General features: G+C 65.6%; 13 protein-coding genes, 1 tRNA gene and 1 pseudogene. 4 read left to right on the forward strand and 11 right to left on the reverse strand.

The window, feature by feature from the left end; all coding sequences use genetic code 11:
* Window positions 1-32 precede the first annotated feature (32 nt).
* On the forward strand, window positions 33-1,613 hold the full coding sequence (locus KHN96_RS11125; RefSeq protein ID WP_045787261.1) for a GMC family oxidoreductase: 1,581 nt from the start codon (window positions 33-35) through the stop codon (window positions 1,611-1,613).
* 143 nt (window positions 1,614-1,756) lie between these two features.
* Entirely contained in the window at window positions 1,757-3,709 is a 1,953-nt protein-coding gene (locus tag KHN96_RS11130) for a sigma-54-dependent Fis family transcriptional regulator (protein ID WP_062738356.1), read from the forward strand.
* Between the two features lie 132 nt (window positions 3,710-3,841).
* Here KHN96_RS11130 and KHN96_RS11135 read toward each other — a convergent pair.
* The 5 genes and pseudogenes from KHN96_RS11135 to pepN form a co-directional block, all read right to left on the reverse strand.
* Window positions 3,842-5,354, reverse strand: a pseudogene (locus tag KHN96_RS11135) (sensor domain-containing diguanylate cyclase).
* Between the two features lie 404 nt (window positions 5,355-5,758).
* Window positions 5,759-6,151: a LysR substrate-binding domain-containing protein gene (locus tag KHN96_RS11140; RefSeq protein ID WP_181817394.1), complete on the reverse strand. Its 393-nt coding sequence runs from the start codon at window positions 6,149-6,151 to the stop codon at window positions 5,759-5,761.
* A gap of 299 nt (window positions 6,152-6,450) precedes the next feature.
* Window positions 6,451-6,526, reverse strand: a tRNA-Thr gene (locus tag KHN96_RS11145).
* A gap of 75 nt (window positions 6,527-6,601) precedes the next feature.
* Entirely contained in the window at window positions 6,602-7,618 is a 1,017-nt protein-coding gene (locus KHN96_RS11150) for a class 1 fructose-bisphosphatase (RefSeq protein ID WP_045787258.1), read from the reverse strand.
* Between the two features lie 46 nt (window positions 7,619-7,664).
* A complete protein-coding gene (pepN, locus tag KHN96_RS11155; RefSeq protein ID WP_062738358.1) occupies window positions 7,665-10,379 on the reverse strand; it encodes an aminopeptidase N in 2,715 nt (904 codons plus the stop codon).
* A gap of 154 nt (window positions 10,380-10,533) precedes the next feature.
* Between pepN and KHN96_RS11160 the strand changes: the two genes are divergently transcribed.
* Together KHN96_RS11160 and KHN96_RS11165 are read left to right on the forward strand one after the other, a co-directional pair.
* Entirely contained in the window at window positions 10,534-11,178 is a 645-nt protein-coding gene (locus KHN96_RS11160) for a DUF4136 domain-containing protein (RefSeq protein ID WP_062738359.1), read from the forward strand.
* 294 nt (window positions 11,179-11,472) lie between these two features.
* Window positions 11,473-13,794: an NADP-dependent malic enzyme gene (locus KHN96_RS11165; RefSeq protein WP_062738360.1), complete on the forward strand. Its 2,322-nt coding sequence runs from the start codon at window positions 11,473-11,475 to the stop codon at window positions 13,792-13,794.
* A gap of 99 nt (window positions 13,795-13,893) precedes the next feature.
* Here the strand turns inward: KHN96_RS11165 and KHN96_RS11170 are convergent, their stop codons facing one another.
* From KHN96_RS11170 to KHN96_RS11195, 6 genes are all read right to left on the reverse strand, one after another.
* Complete coding sequence (locus KHN96_RS11170) at window positions 13,894-14,964, reverse strand: porin (protein WP_062738361.1); 1,071 nt, start codon at window positions 14,962-14,964, stop codon at window positions 13,894-13,896.
* A gap of 137 nt (window positions 14,965-15,101) precedes the next feature.
* Window positions 15,102-15,623, reverse strand: a complete 522-nt coding sequence (gene uraD, locus KHN96_RS11175; protein ID WP_062738362.1) for a 2-oxo-4-hydroxy-4-carboxy-5-ureidoimidazoline decarboxylase — start codon at window positions 15,621-15,623, stop codon at window positions 15,102-15,104.
* On the reverse strand, window positions 15,620-16,582 hold the full coding sequence (puuE, locus tag KHN96_RS11180) for an allantoinase PuuE (RefSeq protein WP_045787252.1): 963 nt from the start codon (window positions 16,580-16,582) through the stop codon (window positions 15,620-15,622). The genes uraD and puuE overlap by 4 nt, the downstream gene beginning before the upstream one ends.
* A 193-nt stretch (window positions 16,583-16,775) precedes the next feature.
* On the reverse strand, window positions 16,776-18,194 hold the full coding sequence (locus KHN96_RS11185) for an 8-oxoguanine deaminase (protein ID WP_062738390.1): 1,419 nt from the start codon (window positions 18,192-18,194) through the stop codon (window positions 16,776-16,778).
* Window positions 18,195-18,210: 16 nt separating this feature from the next.
* Window positions 18,211-19,620: a nucleobase:cation symporter-2 family protein gene (locus KHN96_RS11190; RefSeq protein WP_062738363.1), complete on the reverse strand. Its 1,410-nt coding sequence runs from the start codon at window positions 19,618-19,620 to the stop codon at window positions 18,211-18,213.
* A gap of 93 nt (window positions 19,621-19,713) precedes the next feature.
* Complete coding sequence (locus tag KHN96_RS11195) at window positions 19,714-20,469, reverse strand: GntR family transcriptional regulator (protein ID WP_045787250.1); 756 nt, start codon at window positions 20,467-20,469, stop codon at window positions 19,714-19,716.
* Window positions 20,470-20,630: the final 161 nt, after the last annotated feature.

Raw genomic sequence — 20,630 nt, forward strand, 5'->3', positions numbered from 1 at the left:
GCCGGCACACAACAAAACAGGAGACAACCATCATGGCGGATCAGGCAAGGTTCTCGCTCGACGATGACAGCGTCGTCGTGATTGTCGGTTCGGGGGCAGGCGGCGGCACGCTGGCCAACGAACTGGCGCAGCGCGGCGTCAAATGCGTGGTTCTGGAAGCCGGCAAGCACTACACGCAGGCTGATTTCGAGAACGACGAATGGGCGATGTTCAACAAGATCTCGTGGCTCGACAAGCGCATCTCGGCCGGCGGCTGGCATCACACCAAGACGTATCCGAACCTGCCGGCCTGGATTGTGAAGGGCGTGGGCGGCTCGACGGTGCACTGGTCGGGCGTGGCGCTGCGGTTCCAGGAGCACGACTTCCACACCAGGACTACGTATGGCGCGATCCAAGGCGCCAACGTGCTCGACTGGCCCATCACGCTGGCAGAACTCGAGCCGTATTACGAACTGGCAGAGAAAAAGATGGGCGTATGCGGCACAAAGGCCAGCGGCCTGCCGCCGATGCCGCCGAACAACCACTACAAGGTGATCGAGGCGGGCGCGAAGAAGGTTGGCTACAAGCACATCGTCCGCCCGGCGGCGTCCAACTCCGAACCGTACGACGGCCGGCCCGGCTGCATGCAGATCGGTTTCTGCATGCAGGGCTGCAAGATCGGTGCGAAGTGGTCCACGCTCTATACGGAAGTGCCGCGCGCGCAGGCCACGGGCAACGTTGAACTGCGGCCCGAATCGATGGTGCTGCAGATCCAGCACGACAAGCAGGGCCGTGCCAACGGCGTGCTCTACGTCGACAACAAGGGCCGCAAGCAGCTGCAGAAGGCGCGCGTGGTGTGCGTGGCCGGTAATTCGATCGAGTCGCCGCGGCTGCTGCTGAATTCGGCGTCGAGCATGTTTCCGGACGGGATGGCGAACTCGTCGGGGCAGGTGGGCAGGAACTACATGAACCACGCCACGGCGGCGGCGGTGTCGATCCACAAGAAGCCGGTCTACATGTACCGCGGCTTTGACATTGCCGCCGTGGTGGCTGACGAGGTGCCGCTCAACACCAAGCGCGGGTTTGTCGGCGGCTACTACCTTGAGGGCCTGGCGATTCACCTGCCGTACACGGCGGCGTTCATGAAGCCGGGCGGCTGGGGGCGCGACTTTACCTCGGCCCTGGAAATGTACGACCACATGAGTTGTGTCTGGGTATGCGGTGAAGACCTGGCGCGCGAGCAGAACAGCATCACGCTGCATCCGACCGAGAAGGATCAGTACGGCCTGCCCATCCCCATCGTCACCAAGACCTATCACGAGAACGACGAGAAGATCACGGCGCACGGCCTCGTGCAGTGGCGCAAGGTGTCGGAAGCGGTGGGCGCGACCCGCGTGATCGACATGCCGGCCTATCCGGCCAGCCACAACATGGGCACCAACCGCATGAGCGCCAATGCCCGCGATGGCGTGGTCAACAAGTGGGGCCAGGCGCACGACGTGAAGAACCTGTTCATTTCCGACGGCAGCCAGTTCACGTCGAGCTCCGCGGCCAACCCCACGCTCACCATCGTGGCGCTGGCCATCCGGCAGGCGGAATACATTGCCGGGGCATTGAAACGGCAGGACATCTAGGCCCGCCGGCCTGGTCGCCGGCACGTTGCGGTGACCGGGCAAATCGATTAGCGTAGACCGCATCGCGGGCCCCTCAACGACCGGCACGAGACCGGCGGCATGGGCTCCGCATCCCTTCCAATGCGGCGGCCAAGGAGACAGTCGTGCAGCAAAAAGCACACCGCGCACATATCGAGCGGCTGCTCGCCTTTTCGCAGCAGCCGGGGGAGGCGCACGGCGTCATCGAGCGCTCGTGGCGGCGCTGCCTGGACGACTACGGCCGCGACCCCAGCCGCCCGACGCCCGCGTACATCGTCGAGGCGCATCAGCTGCGCGAGCACAAAGACCAGATCGAGGATTTCCTGAGCGTCGCCCGCACCGGCATGGAGCAGCTCTACAAGCGCGTCTCCGGCCTCGACTACGTGCTGCTGCTGACCGACGCCTATGGCGTCACGGTCGACTTCATCGGCAACGACCACCTCGACCGCGAACTCAAGCGCTCCGGCCTCTATCTGGGCGCCGACTGGAGCGAATCGCGCGCCGGCACCTGCGCGGTCGGCACGTGCATCGTCGAGCAGGCCCCGGTCACATGCCACCAGACCGACCACTTCGACGCCTGCCACATCTCGCTCACCTGCAACAGCGCGCCGCTGTTCGACCCGACGGGCAACTTCCTGGGCGTGCTCGACGTGTCGGCGCTGAGCGCACCGGCTCCACGCGAAGGGCAGCACCTCGCGCTGCAGATGACGGCCATGTATGCGCAGAAGATCGAAGACGCCAACTTCCTGCGCTACTTCCGCGACCAATGGATTCTGCGGCTGGGCTCGACGTGGTCCCTGGTCGATGTGGACAGCGAAATCATGATCGCCTTCGATGCCGACGGCATCATCCGCGGCATCAACAGCGGCGGGCGGCGCAAGCTGCGGCTTCAGAGCGATCCGCATGCCGACGTGCGCGGGCATCTGCTCACGGAAGTGTTTCGCCAAGACATGAGCGAGCTGTGGCGCATTGCCCGCGCGGGCACCTCGTCGGAGCGCACGGCGGTGCGGATGTTCGACCACGGCGTGTACTACGCCACCGGGATTCCGCCGCGCGGTGCGCCGAGCAAGCCGTCGATGCCATCGGCCGCGGCACAGCCCGCCTTGCCGAGCCCCGAGGCGAGCGCAGCGCTGGACGCCCTCGGCGCAGACGATCCGCACATGCAGCGGCTCATCCTGCAGGCCAAGCGCCTGGCCAACAAGCCGCTCAACATCCTGGTGCAGGGCGAGACCGGTACCGGCAAGGAGGTCCTCGCCAAGGCGCTCCACAGTGCGAGCGAGCGCCGCGGCAAGGCGTTCGTCGCCGTCAACTGCGCCGCGATTCCCGAATCGCTGATCGAGAGCGAACTGTTCGGCTACACGCCCGGCACGTTCACGGGCGCCCGCAGCAAGGGCATGCGAGGCCTGATCGCACAGTCGGATGGCGGTACGCTCTTCCTCGATGAAATCGGCGACATGCCACTGCACCTGCAGAGCCGGCTGCTGCGCGTGCTGTCCGAACGCGAGGTGATGCCGCTCGGCTCGGAAAAACCGATTCCCGTTGACCTGCGCGTGATTGCCGCCTCGCACCGCGACCTGCGTCAGCTGATTGCCGAGCAGCGCTTTCGCGAGGACCTCTACTACCGGCTATGCGGCGCAACGCTGCACCTGCCGACGCTGCGCGAGCGGCGCGACAAGGATTACCTGATCGGCCGCATCGTCGAGGAAGAGGCGCGCCAGCTCGACATGCAGGCGGAGCTCGCACCGGCCGCGCTGGCCCTGCTGCGCAATTACCCGTGGCAGGGCAATGTCCGCCAGCTGCGCAACGTGCTGCGTTTTGCGCTGGCCATGAGCGACAACGGCTTGATCGACGTCGATGCCTTGCCGCCCGAGATTCTGGAGGGCTCGACCGGGAGCATGCCGTCGGCGGTTCCTGCCGCGGCCGAGGCAGCTGCCGGCAACGAGCGCGAAGCGCTGCTGGCCGCCCTGCGCCGCAACAAGTGGCGCATTACGCAGGTCGCGCACGAGCTTGGCATCGCGCGTGCGACGGTCTATCGGCAGATGGAGCGGTTCGGAATCGTCGCGCCCAATCAACAGTAGTAAGGCGGGCGGGCGAGACATCGCAGCGGTGATCACGGCCTCTGGTCCGCAGCGCACGATGGATGCCTGCGGTACCGGAGGCACATCCTTGCAGCGTCACGCAACCGTTCGCGGCGAGCGCGGCTCCTGTGCCTAGGTGGCCGCGACGGGCTCCGAGGGCGTCGAGGCGGCGGCGATGTCGTGGAAGGAGACGGTCTTGTTTCGTCCGCTGGCTTTGGCGTAGTACAACGCTTCGTCGGCCTCCTTGATGAGGTCCTGCGCCTCTCCCACCTGCTCGGGCGTCCAGGAAGCGAGGCCGATACTGACGGTAACGTGCCCGAGGTCGCTCCCGACGTGTTCGATCAACAGTCCGATGATTGCGGTTCGGATCTTCTCGGCGATCTGGCGCGCGCCGGCTTCCGGGGTATCGGGAAGCAGCACGATGAACTCCTCTCCACCGTAACGGGCCGCTGTGTCGCCGGGGCGGCGGATGTTGTCGGCAATGCATCGCGCGACGGCGGCGAGTGCGTCGTCTCCGGCCTGGTGTCCGTAGGTGTCGTTGTAAGACTTGAAGCGGTCGATATCGATGAAGAGCAGGGAAAGGGTGGACCGCGCCCGGCGTGCGCGTCGCCACTCGTTCTCCAGCAACTCTGCGAATCGGCGGCGATTGCTCAGGCCCGTGAGCCCGTCGGTGCGGGCGAGCAGCTCAAGCTCGTACTCGGCGCGGATTCTCCGGCGCAGCTGTGCGCCAAGCATCAGCGTCAGCACGATGAAGGAAATACCGAACGCGAACACCAGACCGCCGATGATCAAGGCGCGGCTTCGCCACCTGGCATAGATATCGTCCTCGGCCTCCGCGACCATGATGATGAACGGCAGCTTCGTGAAGTGCTTGAAGTAGTAGACCCGTCGGACCCCGTCGATGGAGGCGGTCTCGGAAAACGTCCCTTCCCGGGCCGTTTGGAACTTCTGGAAGGTGGCGGCCTTGCTGATGTTGCGGCCGACGATCTTCGGGTCGTACGGCTGGCGCATCACCATCACCCCATTGGAACCGATGAGCGAAATGGCGTCGCGCTCCCCCAGATCGAGACCGCCGAAGAGCTTGTGGAAATAGTCGAGATTGAGCGCGACCACGGCAATCCCGCCAAACGACCCGTCCGGCTTGGAAATGCGTCGTGACAGGGCAATGCTGAGCGCGCCGCCCCGCAGGCGCGACACATAAGGGTCACTGATGTACAGGCCGGCGTCCGGGTTTTCCCTGTGGATCGTGAAGTACCTGCGGTCCGCGAAATTGCCCTGCCGCGGGACGTCGTTGGCCGAGTCCTGAACGATGTTGCCGTGCTCATCGAAGATCAGCATCGCGCCGAGGTAGTCTGCCGTCATCGCATGGTCGAACAGAATCGCCCGCCGCAGCGCGGGTGGCACCGACATGATGTTTGGCAACTGCAGGTTGTGGATCGCCGCCTGCAGGGACAGGTCGTATAGCTCGATGTTGCGTTCGATGTCGCGCTCTGCCAGCAAACCAACGTTGCGCGAGGTTTCGCGGGCACGCTCCAGCGCGTCGGCCCGGCTCTGGATAAGTTGCAACACACACACCCATCAGCGCACAGGCAATGACGATGCCGATACCGATGATGGAATATGGAATGCGTTTGCGATGGGGCATGGGTCTGCTAGGGAGGAGGGAGGCTGTCCCCGAAGGCGCGAAGGACCGTTCTTATACTATCGGATATGCAACAAGTTGTTGTCTTACATCGGGGGACCGGGCCCGTCTAGGCCTTCCACCTGTTGCGGTTTAATTCACAACCCGACCGTAGTGTTGTAGTGATCGTCGTTGGGTTGGTGGGTGTCTTGCTGGACATGCCATCCGTGGGGTCGATTCTGGGCTTCCATCGGATCTTCTCCGCATGCAGGGGGCGTCGATCTATCGACCGACTCGTTTGTGCAGGGCGCAGGCGAGCCGCAGGTGCTTGGGGGCGGCACAGTGTTGCCTCTGCAGGAGCCGGACATCGGAGGATGCGGCGGTCGGGTTGCCGGAGTACCGGTCGGTGCGCCCCGCATGCGCGATCGTCACTGTTGGTCGTTATCGCGCCCGGCTTTTAGGCGCTTGAGGAACCAGCGGCCCGCCGGCCCAGGCGGTGTGTCCTTTCGGTAGACAGCAAACATGGCGATCGGAGGCGTGTACGGTTGGAAGGCTTCCAGCTGCAACGGCACGAGCTTTCCCGAATCGAGGTCATCCTGAACCATCGCCACCGGCATGTGCCCCCAGCCGAATCCAGCGCGCAGGAAGGCATGCCTGGCGCCCAGATCGGCCAGTCGCCATCTATGCGGCGAGAAAACGCCGAAGGTCTTGCCTTCCGTGAGCGTTGTGCGATCGGTGAGCACCAGTTGCACATGCTCGTCGAGCTCAGCGGGACGAATGACCCACGGCTTTGACCCCAACGGATGGGACGGCGCCGCCACGGTGATTCCAGCCTGCGAGCGTCGAATCGGCTCCGCTGCACCTGTTCGCCGGCAAGATGGCCAACGAACTCGCGGCTGCCAACGCCAGCGCGGTCGCAAAGGGTCTGCACGGGTGGAAGGGCTCTCTGAACCCACTGAGTTCGCGACTAACCCGGTGATGGCCACATCATGGCGGGCCGAAGGGTATGAGGGCGATAGGCGTCTCGCGGCTGATATGGGCAGCAGCGATCTGCGCGTACGCCAGATTTGCGCCAAAAAAGACAAAACCCAAGCATAGGCTTGGGTTTTGGGTGATGTCCTGGTGCCGCTGACCGGAATCGAACTGGTGACCTTCGCATTACGAATGCGCTGCTCTACCGACTGAGCTACAGCGGCGTCGGAAACAGCGATTCTAGCAGAACTTTTTGTCACCCTGCAAGCACCGCTGAAACCTCGGGCAAAACCGCGTCGTCATGCCGTCTTGGCGGCCTCGCGGTGGTACTGCGTCACGCGGTCCACTTCGTTTTTCGACCCCAGGATCACGGCCACGCGCTGGTGCAGCTTCTCGGGTTGGATGTCGAGAATGCGCTCAAGGCCGTTGGTGGCGGCGCCGCCGGCCTGTTCCACCAGGAAGGCCATCGGGTTGGCTTCATACATCAGGCGCAGCTTGCCGGCCTTGCCCGGCTCGCGCTTGTCCCACGGATACATGAAGATGCCGCCGCGCGTGAGGATGCGGTGCACGTCCGCCACCATCGAGGCGATCCAGCGCATGTTGAAATCCTTGCCGCGCGGGCCTTCGGTGCCGGCCAGGCATTCGTCGATGTAGCGGCGCACGGGCGGGGCCCAGTGGCGCATGTTCGACATGTTGATGGCGAATTCCTTCGTATCGGCCGGAATCTTCACATCGCGGTTGGTCAGGATGAAACTGCCGACTTCGCGGTCGAGCGTGAACATGTGCACGCCGTTGCCGACGGTCAGTACCAGCGTGGTCTGCGGGCCGTACACGGCATAGCCCGCGGCGACCTGCTTGGCGCCCGGCTGCATGAAATCGGCCTCCGAGACAGCCTCGCCGGGCTTGGGCATGTGCAGCACCGAGAAGATCGTGCCGATCGACACGTTCACGTCGATGTTGGACGAGCCGTCGAGCGGATCGAACAGCAGCAGGTATTCGCCCTTCGGGTAGCGGTGTGGAATCTCGTAGAACGATTCCATCTCTTCCGAAGCCATGGCGGCGAGGTTGCCGCCGTATTCGTTGGCCTCGAGCAGGACTTCGTTGGCGATCACGTCCAGCTTCTGCTGGGTTTCGCCTTGCACGTTGCCGGTGCCGGCCGAGCCGAGCACGCCGGCAAGGGCCCCCTTGTTGACGCTGTGCGAGATCGCCTTGCAGGCGCGCGCCACGACTTCGAGCAGCAGGCGCAGCTCGGCCGGGATGGTGTTGTGCTCGCGCTGCTCTTCGATCAGGTAGCGGGTGAGGTTGATGCGCTTCATGGGTTCTCCTGAGACGGGCGCGATTTTACGATACAAGCGGTGACATTCAGGCCAGCGCCTTGCCGACGATCTCCCGCACATCGCGCGAGAGGCTCGGGTGTGCCGCCACGCGCTTGAGCGCGTCGTGCATGGCGTCGCGCAGCGCCGGCACGTATTTGCGCCAGCGGTCCATCACGCGCGCCAGGCGCGCCGACACCTGCGGATTGATCGCATCGAGCGCCAGCACCTGCTCGGCCCAGAACGCATAGCCGGAGCCATCGGCGGCGTGGAACTGCGCGGGGTTGCCCGAGCAGAAGCTGAAGATGAGCGAACGCGCCCGGTTCGGGTTGCGCAGCGTAAAGGCCGGATGCGCCATCAGTGCGCGCACGGTCGCCAGCGTCGGCTTGCCCGCGGCACCTGGCTGCATGGCCTGCAGCGAGAACCATTTGTCGATGACGAGCGCGTCGTCGGCAAAGCGGGTGTAGAAGTCGGCGAGGGCGGCTTCACGGCCGGGGCCGTAGCTGTTCACCATGGCAGAGAGGGCGCCCATGCGGTCGGTCATGTTGGTGGCGGCGGCGTATTGCTTTTCGGCGAGGGCCAGCGCTTCGGGCGCCTCGGTTTCCACGAGGTAGCCGAGAGCGATGTTCTTGAGCGCGCGCTTGCCCGCGGAGACGGCATCCGGCGAATACGCGCCTTCGGTCTGGTTGTCGTGGTAGGCGCGCAGCAGCTCGGCGTTGAGTGCCGCGGCCAGCGTGCGGCGCAGCGTGCGGCGCGCGGCGTGGATCGCGGCCGGGTCGGCCACGTCCATGCGCTCGGCCAGGTAGCTCTCGGCCGGCAGGATCAGCATCTGCTCCCGGAAGGCCGGGTCCAGGGCGCGATCGGCGACCACGGCGCGCAGCGCCTCCACCAGTGCGGGGTCGACAGCGGGCGCGCGGCCCTGCTGGATGTCGGCCACCATGCGCAGCAGCGTGTCGGTGGCCAGGCGCTGGCCGGCTTCCCAGCGGTTGAACGGGTCGGAATCGTGCGCAAGCTGGAAGGTGAGCTGCTCGGTCGTGTAGCCGTACTCGACGATGACCGGCGCCGAGAAATTGCGCAGCAGCGAGGGCAGCGGCGCCTCTGCCACGTCTTCGAAGACGAAGGTCTGCTCGGCCTCCGTGAAGTCGAGCACGCGCGTGGTGGCGGGGCTGCCCGATGCCGTTTCACCGCGCAGGCGCAGCGGCAAGTCGCGGCCCTGGCTGTCGATCAGGCCGATGGCGAACGGGATGTGGAACGGCTGCTTCTGGATGCCGCTGCCCACCTCGATGCCGACCGGCTCGCAGCGCTGGCGCAGCGTGAGCGTATAGGTGTGCGTGGCGGCGTCGTGGCGGCCTTCCACGGTGACGACCGGCGTGCCGGCCTGGCTGTACCAGCGGCCGAATTGCGTGAGGTCGCGGCCGTTGGCGTCGGCCATGGCGGCGCGGAAGTCGTCGCAGGTGACGGCCTGGCCGTCGTGGCGCTGGAAGTACAGGTCCATGCCCTTGCGGAAGCCGTCGCGGCCGAGCAGGGTCTGGTACATGCGCACGACTTCGGCGCCTTTTTCATACACCGTGACGGTGTAGAAGTTGTTGATCTCTTCGTAGCTGTCGGGGCGCACCGGGTGGGCCATGGGGCCGGCATCTTCGGGGAACTGCGCCTGGCGCAGCAGGCGCACGTCTTCGATGCGCTTGACGGCGCGCGCGCTCGCAGCGGCCGTTTCGTTGCCCGCCTGGGCGGCGGCCTGCGCAGCCATGTCGGCGGAGAACTCCTGGTCGCGGAACACCGTCAGGCCTTCCTTCAGGCTCAGCTGGAACCAGTCTCGGCAGGTGACGCGGTTGCCCGTCCAGTTGTGGAAATACTCATGGCCGACCACCGATTCGATGTTGGCGAAATCCACGTCGGTGGCGGTTTCCGCATTGGCCAGCACGTACTTCGTGTTGAAGATGTTCAGGCCCTTGTTCTCCATCGCGCCCATGTTGAAATCGCCCACGGCGACGATCATGAAACGGTCCAGGTCGAGCTCCAGGCCGAAGCGGCGCTCGTCCCAGCGGATCGAGTGGATGAGCGAATCCATTGCATGGCGCGTCTTGCCCAGATCCTGCGGCTCGACCCAGACCTGCAGCAGCTTTTCCTTGCCCGAGGCGGACTGGATGCGCTCTTCAATGCATTCCAGCTTGCCGGCCACCAGCGCAAACAGGTACGACGGCTTCTTGAACGGGTCGTGCCACACCGTCTCGTGGCGGCCCTCCGGCAGGTCGCGCTCGGACACCAGGTTGCCGTTGGACAGCAGCACCGGGTAATCCGCCTTCGACGCGCGCAGCGTGACGGTGTAGACCGTCATCACATCCGGGCGGTCAAGGAAGTAGGTGATCTTGCGAAAGCCTTCCGCTTCGCACTGCGTGAAGAAGTTGCCGTTCGAGACGTACAGCCCCATCAGCGACGTGTTGGCCGCCGGGTTGCAATAGGTGGCGATTTCGAGCGTGAAGCTGGCGCCCACGTCTGCCGGGACCGCGTCCACCGTCAGCGTGTCGCCGCTGGCCTGCAGGCCGGACAGCGCCCGGCCGTCGAGCGTTGCGCCCGCCAGCTCCAGCCCTTCGCCCATCAGCACGAGCGGCCTGCCGGCCTCGGTGCGGGTCATGCGCATGCGGTTGACGACGCGGGTGCGCTCGGGCACGAGGTCGATTTCCAGGGCCACGTCGTCGATGCGGAAGGCCGGGGCGGTGTAGTCCTTGCGGTAAATCGTGGCGGCGGTGTCGGTGCGCAACATCGGTAACATCCTCGTAGCGGAACGCAAAAGACCATTGTACTCAGGCCCCCGGCGGGAATCTTCCATGCCGGGCCTGACTCTCAGTCACAGGCCGTCCGCAACGCTTTTGCGCCTGTGCAGCCATCTGTCTGATCGAGAGTAGGGGGATTTTTCTATGTGGAAGTGGAACAAGACATCGGGCGTCTGGCCGATGGGCGGTGCGCTGCTCGCGGCCAGCCTGCTGGCGGGCTGCGCGAGCACGGTCACCAGCCAGGTGACGGCATTCCGGCAGCCGGGCTGGAACGATACCCCGCCCCGCACCTACGCCTTCGAGCGCAGCCTGGCGCAGCAGAACGATCTCGAACGGCAGACCTACGAGGCCTGGACTTCAGACCAGCTGGCCGCACACGGCTTCACCAGCGCGCCGCGCGGGAACGCGCGCTACCTCGTCCGCGTGGAATACTCGACGGCCACGCGGCTCGTGCAGGTGCGGCAGCCGGTCTATCCGGAACCGTACTGGGGGCCTGGGCCGTGGGGTCCGTGGCGCAGTCCGTGGGGGCCCTGGGGCCCGTGGGGTCCGCAATATGTCGAATCGAACGTGCAGGTACCGGTCTATACGTACCACGCCGAGATCGACGAGGCGGCCACCGGAAAGCGCGTCTACCAGGTGACGGCCCAGACACAAGGCGGCGATGGGTCGCTGACGGCCGTGATGCCGTATCTGATCCGCAGCGCATTCGCCAACTTCCCGGCGCCGAACGCGCAGCCCATCCTCGTCGAGCTGCCCGTTGATCCATCGGTGAAACCGGCGCCTAAGTAATGCGCCCGGGTGGGCTTGGCGGCCTCTCTACGTTAGAATGCGTGACCTAATTTGTAGGCCGCCAGCCGTACCCTGCTTGAGCGTTGTCACTCCATCCCACCCCGCGCCGACCGCCACCCCTGGCCGGCGCCGCTTGCGTCCCGTCGCTACCGTCCTGACGGCGCACCGCAACGCTTGCGGCCTCGCTTCCGGTTTCTCCCGGTTCCTCCTGTTTTTTGCCCCTCCGTACCAGGGTGAGCCTGCCTGAGCGCACGTGCGTTTCCGCGGCAGAACACCCCATCAGGATTCATCCATATGAACGACAAGCTTCACGATGCCTCGCCGGATTCCCAAGACAAGGGCGCCGAGGCCGAATTGCGCCGCGCTGCACTCGAATATCATCGCGCCCCCACGCGCGGCAAGATCGAGGTGCGCCCCACCAAGGCCCTGATGAACCAGCGCGACCTGTCGCTGGCGTACTCGCCGGGGGTGGCCTACGCATGTACGGCCATCGAGCAGGATCCGTCGCTGGCGGCCGAATACACCTCGCGCGGCAACCTCGTCGGCGTGATCACCAACGGCACCGCCGTGCTGGGCCTGGGCGACATCGGCCCGCTGGCCGGCAAGCCGGTCATGGAAGGCAAGGGTTGCCTGTTCAAGAAGTTTGCCGGCATCGACGTGTTCGACATCGAGCTGGCCGAGCGCGATCCGGACAAGCTGGTCGACATCATCGCCTCGCTGGAGCCGACGCTGGGCGGCATCAACCTCGAAGACATCAAGGCGCCGGAGTGCTTCTACATCGAGCAGAAGCTGCGCGAGCGTCTGAACATCCCCGTCTTCCACGATGACCAGCACGGCACGGCGATCATTTCTTCGTCGGCGCTGCTCAACGGCCTGAAGGTCGTCGGCAAGGACATCGCCAAGGTGAAGGTGGCGGTGTCGGGCGCGGGCGCGGCGGCCATCGCGTGTCTGGACCTGATGGTGAGCCTGGGCGTCAAGCGGGAGAACATCTACGTGGTCGACTCCAAGGGCGTGATCTATGCCGGCCGCGACGCCAAGATGGAGCCGAACAAGGCGCGCTATGCACAGGACACCCCGGCCCGCACGCTGGCCGACATCGTGCGCGATGCGGACGTGTTCCTCGGCTGCTCGGCCGCCGGCGTGCTGACCGCCGAGATGGTCAAGACGATGGCCGACAAGCCCATCATCCTGGCACTGGCCAACCCCGAGCCGGAAATCCGTCCCGAGGTGGCCAAGGCCGCCCGCCCTGACTGCATCATTGCAACGGGCCGTTCGGATTATCCGAACCAGGTCAACAATGTGCTGTGCTTCCCGTACATCTTCCGCGGCGCGCTCGATTGCGGCGCCACCAAGATCACGGAAGCGATGAAGCTCGCGTGCGTGAAGGCCATCGCTGAACTGGCCGAAGCCGAGACGAACGATGCCGTGGCGCAGGCCTACGCCGGCCAGGAACTGAACTTCGGCCCGGATTACATCATTCCGAAGCCGTTCGATTCGCGCCTGATCGAGAAGATCGCCCCGGCGGTGGCCAAGGCGGCCGAAGAGTCCGGTGTGGCCACGCGCCCGATCCAGGATCTGGATGCCTATCGCGCGCAGCTGAGCGACTTCGTGTATCACACCGGCCTGACGATGCGCCCGGTCTTCTCGGCCGCGAAAGCCAACCCGAAGCGCGTCGTGTACGCCGAGGGTGAAGAAGAGCGCGTGCTGCGCGCCGTGCAGACGGTGGTCGACGAAGGCTTGGCCAAGCCGATCCTGATTGGTCGTCCGCACGTGATCGAGATGCGCATCCAGAAGGCCGGCCTGCGCCTGAAGGCCGGCGTGCATTTCGAGCTGGTGAACCCGGAAGACGATCCGCGCTATCACCAGTACCACACGGCCTACCACGAACTGATGGGCCGCAACGGCGTGACGCCCGACATGGCGAAGTCGGCGCTGCGCCGCTCGAACACGCTGATCGGCGCGATGCTGGTGCGCCTGGGCGACGCCGACGCCATGCTGTGCGGCACGATCGGCCGCTTCGACGCGCACCTGGAACACGTGCGCGATGTGATCGGCCTGGCGCCGAACGCCAAGGTGTTTGCGGCCATGAACGGCCTGATGCTGGAGAAGCACACGCTGTTCATCGCCGACACGTTCGTCAACGAGAACCCGAGCGCTGAAGAGCTGGCCGACATCACCAAGCTGGCGGCCGAGGAGGTGCGCCGCTTCGGCCAGGAGCCGAAGGTGGCGATGCTGTCGCACTCGATGTTCGGCTCGTCGAAGAACGCGTCGGCCCGCAAGATGCGCGCCGCGTACGACCTGCTGAAGACCGAGGCGCCAGACCTGCAGGTGGAAGGCGAGATCCAGGGCGATGCGGCGCTGTCGGAAGACATCCGCCACCACTTCCTGCCCAAGAGCGCGTTCTCGGGCAGCGCGAACCTGCTGGTGATGCCGTCGCTGGATGCGGCCAACATCGCGTTCAACCTGCTCAAGATCACGGGCGGGCAGGGCGTGACGGTGGGCCCGATCCTGCTGGGCGCGGCCAAGCCGGTGCACATCCTGAACCCGTCGGCCACGTCGCGCCGGATCGTCAACATGACGGCGCTGGCGGTGGCGGACGTGTCGGCCGCGCGCTGATCGGTTGATCGTCGCGTTCGGGCCGCCGCAGCGCGGCGGCCCAATGAAAAACGGCGCCTGGGGAAAGTCCAGGCGCCGTTTTTATTTGCTGCCGACGGCTCAGAACTTCGCGCGGATGCCCACGCCGAACGTGTCGGCCGAGCTCAGGTCCGACACCTTGTCGCGGAAATACGCGGCATACACGTCGGTGCGCTTGGACAGCGCGTAGTCGTAACCCACCGCCCACGTATTGCGCTTCACGTCCACTGCACCGCTGGTTTTCGTGTACGCGTACGACGCGAGGATGCTGCCCGGGCCGACCGGGATCGACACGCCGAGCTGGCCGCCGTTGCTCTTGGCGTCGCCCGTGTTGATCGTGTTCTTGATGTACTGGTACTGGCCGTACAGCTTGACCACGCCAAAGTCGTACGTCGCGCCCAGCTGCGCAGCCGTCTGGCGCGAGAAGCCCGTCACCAGCGCATTCAAGTCGCCCGGATTGGCGTTGAAGCGCACTTGCTGGAAGGCCGCCGTGGCCGCGAAGTTGCCGCGGAAGTACAGGAAGTTGCCGCCCCACTTGTTCTGGCCGTTGTGGCCGGCCTGCTCGCCTGCCCCGTAGATGAAGTTGCCGGTCAGCCCGTTGAAATCGGGCGTGGAATACATGATCGAGTTGTTCCAGCCCGAATCGCCCACCAGCCCCGAGATGCCCGCGGCGCCCGTCAGGCCGTTACCGAGGTAGGTGTGGAACACCATCGGCGAGAACGTGTACGAATCGCCGTACGGGTTGAACAGGATCGTCGAGACGAAATACGGCGGCGTGATACGGCCGAGCTTGATCGTGCCCCACGAGTTCGAAGACAGGCCGACGGTTGCGTTGCGCGCGAAGAACGTGTCGCCGTCAAAGCGACCGGCCTTGCCGGTGTCGGGACGGAAGAATGCTTCTAGCGTGAAGATCGCCTTCAGGCCGTTGCCCAGGTCTTCGCTGCCCTTCATGCCCCAGTACGACGTCGACATGCCACCCGAATTGACGCCCCAGGCACGATCGGATGCGCCGAGGTTCTTGGTTGCGCCGGCCCAGGCGTCCACCTGGCCGTAGAGCATGACGGACGATTGCGCCTGTGCCCCGGCACTCGCTGACCCCAGTGCCGCTGCCGCTGCCAGCGCGGCCGCGCCACGCTTGATGTTCCACTGCATTGCTACCTCCTTGGTTGTTGAAGATCACCGTGGGTCGCGCCGCATTCTTCGATGCGGTCGCAGGCCGGCTGGTCAGGCTCCATGCCGGGCGGCGTCCCAGGCCCCATGACACCGCGCCCACAGCGTTGTTGTCGTGCTTAACCTGAAATCAAATCGTGCAGACGGAAGCCCGCGATCCGGTGGATCTGCTCCAGCGACGTGCGCAGCTCGGTATCGCGGTCGTTCTCGACGCGCTTGGCGAAGGCTTCGATGATGCCGTGGCGGTCGTAGCCGCGCACCGCGAGAATGAACGGGAAGCCGAACTTCTCGTTGTAGCGGGCGTTGAGGTCTTGCAGGCGCGCAAACTCTTCCGGCGTGCACTGGTTCAGCCCCGCGCCGCTTTGCTCGCGCGTCGACTCGGCAGTCAGTTCGCCGCGCACGGCAGCCTTGCCGGCGAGCTCCGGGTGGGCACGGACGAGCGCGAGCTGCGGGCCTTCGCCGGCGTTGTCCACGGCGTGGCGCATGGCGTTGGCAAGCGCATCGGCGGACGCGAACGGGCGTTGCGCGGCAGCCTGCTCGGCCACCCACGGCGAGTGTTCGTAAACGCCGCCCAGGACTTGCACGAACTGGGCAGCGTCCATGCCGTTGAGTTGCGAAAGGGTGTAAGTCGTCGGGCTCATGCTGCGGTGCTCAAAACGGGTTGCCTGGCGTACGGGTGGTGCTGCATCCAGTGGTTGGCGATGTCGATGCGGCGGCAGATCCACACCTTGTCGTGCGATTGCACGTAATCGAGGAAGCGCTGCAACGCACGGAAACGCGCCGGACGGCCCAGCAGCCGGCAATGCATGCCGATCGACAGCATCTTCGGGCGGGCGAGGCCGTTCGGGTCGCCTTCTTCGTACAGCACGTCGAAGGCGTCCTTCAGGTACTGGTAGAAGTGGTCGGCCGTGTTGAAGCCCTGCGGACTGGCGAAGCGCATGTCGTTGGTGTCGAGCGTGTACGGCACGACCAGGTGCGGCTTGGTCTCGCCGGATGACGTTTGGACTTCGGTCCAGAAGGGCAGGTCGTCGCCGTAATAGTCGGCGTCGTAGACGAAGCCGCCGTGCTCGACGACCAGGCGGCGGGTGTTCGGGCTGTCGCGGCCGGTGTACCAGCCCAGCGGCGCGTTGCCGGTCATCTGGCGGATGATCTCGACGCCGATGCGCATGTGCTCGCGCTCGGTCGCTTCGTCGATGTTCTGGTAGTGGATCCAGCGCCAGCCGTGGCAGGCAATCTCATGACCGAGGTCCACGAACGCCTGCGTCACGTCCGGATGACGCTGCAGCGCCATCGACACACCGAAGATGGTGAGCGGCAGCCCGCGCTTTTCGAACTCGCGCAGGATGCGCCAGACGCCCGCACGCGAGCCGTATTCGTAGATGCCTTCCATGCTCATGTGCCGAGCAGGGTAGGCGGCCGCGCCGATGATCTCGGAGAGGAACTGCTCAGAACCGGCGTCGCCGTGCAGCACGCAGTTTTCACCGCCTTCCTCGTAGTTGAGGACGAACTGCAGGGCTACGCGCGCGCCGCCCGGCCACTTGGGGTCGGGCGGGTTCTTGCCGTAACCGATGAGATCGCGCGGGTAGTTGTTGTTGGTCATGATTTTTGGCACCGAAGAGACTTCATACAACACCGGCCGGACGGCGGAATGGGGTTTTCCAAATGCGCGACATCACGCGTGGATGTTGTTCCCGTCAACGCAGGGCCAGCGCCGCTTGCGCGTGGCCAGGCCCTGTGTTGTCGGGACGCCGCAGATACGCGGGATGTCGTGCACCAGGCCACCCTCCATCCGGTCACGCCGGGACTGCCCGGGCAGCCTGCGCCAGTTCCAGCGCGAGCTTCCGGTGAACCGTGAGATGGGCGTCGAGTTCGAGCGTGGTCAGGCGGCCGTCTTCGACGACCACGCGCCCGTTGATCACGCTATGCGCCACGTTGGACGGGGCGCAGAACACCAGGGCGGCGACCGGATCGTGATCGGCGCCGGCAAGACCGACCTGATGGCGGTCGAAGCTGACAAAGTCGGCGGACATGCCGGGCGCCAGGGCGCCGATGTCGTCGCGGTTGAGCACCCGCGCGCCGCCGAGCGTGGCGATTTCCAGCGCCTCCCGCGCGCTCATCGCCGCAGGGCCGAAGCCCACGCGTGCCAGCAGCATGGCCTGGCGCGTTTCGCCGAGCATGTGCGCGCCATCGTTCGACGCGCTGCCGTCCACGCCCAGGCCGACCGGCACGCCGGCATCGCGCATGGTGCGGATGGGCGCAATGCCGGAGGCCAGGCGCATGTTCGAGCACGGGCAATGCGCAACGCCCGTGCCGGTGCGTGCAAACACGTCGATGCCGTGTGCGTCGAGCTTGACGCAGTGCGCATGCCACACGTCGTGGCCGACCCAGCCGAGGTCTTCGGCGTACTCCGCCGGCGTCATGCCGAACTTTTCGCGCGAGTACGCAATGTCGTTGTCGTTCTCGGCCAGGTGCGTGTGCATCGATACGCCATAGCTGCGCGCAAGCCTGGCCGATTCGCGCATGAGGTCGCGCGAGACCGAGAACGGCGAACACGGCGCCACCACCACGCGCAGCATCGAATGGCGATCGGGGTCGTGCCAGGTTTCGATCAGGCGCTGCGTTTCCTTCAGGATGGCGTCTTCGCCTTCGACCACGCGGTCCGGCGGCAGGCCGCCCTGGCTGCGGCCGACGCTCATGCTGCCGCGCGCTGCGTGAAAGCGCATGCCGATCAGCCGCGCGGCTTCGATGGAGTCGTCCAGCCGGCAGCCGTTCGGGTACAGATACAGGTGGTCGCTCGACGTCGTACACCCCGAGAGCAGCAGCTCTGCCATCGCCGTGAGCGTGGACACGCGCACCATCTCGGGCGTGAGCCCCGCCCACACCGGATACAGGTTCGTGAGCCAGCCGAACAGTTCGGCATCCTGCGCGGCGGGCAGGGCGCGCGTCAGGCTCTGGTACATGTGGTGGTGCGTGTTGACGAAGCCTGGCGTGACGACGTGGTCGCGCAGCTCAATGACCCGCACGCTGGGCCGGCCGATGGCATCGCGATACTGCGACGGCAGATCGGCCGTGGCGCCCACCCATTCGATCACGCCGCCGCGCGCCACCAGGGCGCCGTCGGCGATCTCGCGCCGTTGCGCGTCCATGGTGACCAGCACGTCGGCGTGACGCGCGATCAGAAGCGGATCCGTGTGCGCGGGAGTGGCGCTCATGTGCCCGGCCATGCGGTTACTCCGTGCCGTGGGTGTTGGCAGCGGCCTCGCGCATCGCGTGCTCGGTTGACTGCATGCCGTTGTAGTAGAGGTTCAGGATGACGGCCACCAGCGTGCCCAGCACGATGCCGCTGTGCGTGACCGGCTCCAGCCACTTGGGCAGGTACTGGAAGAACGTCGGCGCCAGCGTGGGGATCATGCCGAAGCCGATCGAGATGGCCACGATGAACAGGTTGTGGCGGTACTTGTTGAAATCGATCGAGCCCAGGATGCGCACGCCGGTGGCGGCCACCATGCCGAACATCACGATGCCCGCGCCGCCCAGCACGAACGACGGCACCGACGCCACGATGTGCGCCATCTTCGGGAACAGGCCCAGCAGGATCAGGATCACGCCGCCCATGGCCGCCACGAAGCGCGAGCGCACGCCCGTCACCGTCACCAGCCCCACGTTCTGCGAGAACGACGTGTACGGGAACGTGTTGAACACGCCGCCGATCACGGTGCCAAGGCCGTCGGCGCGCAGGCCGCGGGTCAGGTCATCCGTGGAGAGCTTCTTGCCGGTGATTTCCGCCAGCGCCAGGAACATGCCGGTCGATTCCACCAGCGTGATCAGCATCACGATGCACATCGAAGCGATGGCGCCGAAGTGGAAGGTCGGCATGCCGAAGTGCAGCGGCGTGATGACGGCCACCCACTCGGCCTCGGCCATGCCGGCAAAGCTGACCTTGCCGAACGCCATGGCGATGAACGTGCCGATCACGATGCCCAGCAGCACGGCGATGTTGCCGATCAGGCCGCGGCCATACTTGGTCAGCAGCAGGATGATGACCAGCACCGCCAGCGCAATTGCCAGGCCGCTCAAATCGCCATACGCAGGGTTGGGCACGGTCTTGAGCACGCCGTCGACCATCGTTTTCATGGTCGGCTGGCCGCCGGCTGCCCAGTTGATGCCCACGCCCATCAGCGACATGCCGATCAGCGTGATGACGGTGCCCGTCACCACCGGCGGAAAGAGCCCGAGCACGCGCCCCATGAGCGGCGCGACGATGATGCCGAACAGCCCCGCCGCGATCACCGCGCCGTAGATGCCGAGCAGGCCGATGCTCGGGTCGGTGCCGATGGCGATCATCGGGCCGACCGAGGCGAACGTCACGCCCATCATCACCGGCATGCGGATGCCGAACTTCCAGATGCCGAACGCCTGGATGAGCGTGGCCAGCCCCGCGGCAAACAGGTCGGCGTTGATGAGAAAGGCGAGCTGTTCCTTGGGCAGATGCAGTGCGCCGCCCACGATCAGCGGCACCGCGACGGTGCCTGCATACATCACCAAGACATGTTGCAGACCCAGTGCGAGCAGGCGGCCGTACGCCACGCGCTCATTGGTCAGGTCCGCCGTGGGGGCGGCGATGGTGCTGCTTGCCATGAAGGTCTCCTTTTTGGTGGTGAGCCGGATGGCATCCGGCCTGGGGGCGGCGGCCTCTGTCGTGCCAGCTCGCCCGATACGGCAAAACCGGTCCTAGACTTGGTTGCGCGGGCCCAATACCGAACGCAGGTCGAAATCAGCGGGCGCTTCGGGGCGCACGCGGTCGGCACAGCATTGCAAGTGCTGGGCCATGTGGGCCTGCGCGGCGGCGGCGTCGCCGCGCTCGAGCGCGTTGAGGATGTCCAGGTGTTCGTCGAACGAGCAGGCGTTGTTGCCCGGGGCCTCGACGCTGGCGATCATCAGCGTGGTGCGCGACACCAGCCGGCGCATCATCTCCACCACCAAGGGGTTGCCTGCCTGCTCGGCCAGCGCGACGTGGAATTCGGCGGAAAGACGGATCCAGCGCGGCCGGTCATGCGTGACGAAGGCCTGGCGCTCTTCCTTGACGAGTTCCACGAGCGGGGCGATGGCGGCTTTCGGGTCGCCGCCGCGGCCGACCTTGTCGAGCACGGCACGCTCCAGGATCTGGCGCAGCTCGAACATGGCGTGCGCCTCGTCGATGGAAGGCGCCGCAATGAACGCACCGCGATTCGGTTCCAGATCGACCAGGCCGTCGGCGGCCAGCCGGGAGAACACCTTGCGCACCGTATGGCGTGCGGTGGCATAGATTTCGCACAGTGCGTGCTCCGTGAGCTTCGTGCGCGGGGGAAGGCGGTGCTCCATGATCGCGTCGTAGATCTCGTGGTACATCCGTTCTTCGAGCGACATACGTGCCCCCGCTGCCTTGGTGCCCGACGTACCGGGCTTTAGCGTCGTTTCCGTGGAGACCAGCTTGAGATTCTTGGACATGGAAGACCCGCCTTTCAGTAGTGCAGCGCCGCATCAGGAGCCGCGAAAATCTGTTGACAATTATTCGGGTGGGCCTTCAATATTGTCAACAAAATGCGTTCTGGAATCCGACAAACTAGGGAAATCCCTGTTTCACGTCCCCACAGAGACAGGGGTGTCGG

The organism is Ralstonia mannitolilytica, assembly GCF_905397375.1.
GTDB classification, from domain to species: domain Bacteria; phylum Pseudomonadota; class Gammaproteobacteria; order Burkholderiales; family Burkholderiaceae; genus Ralstonia; species Ralstonia mannitolilytica.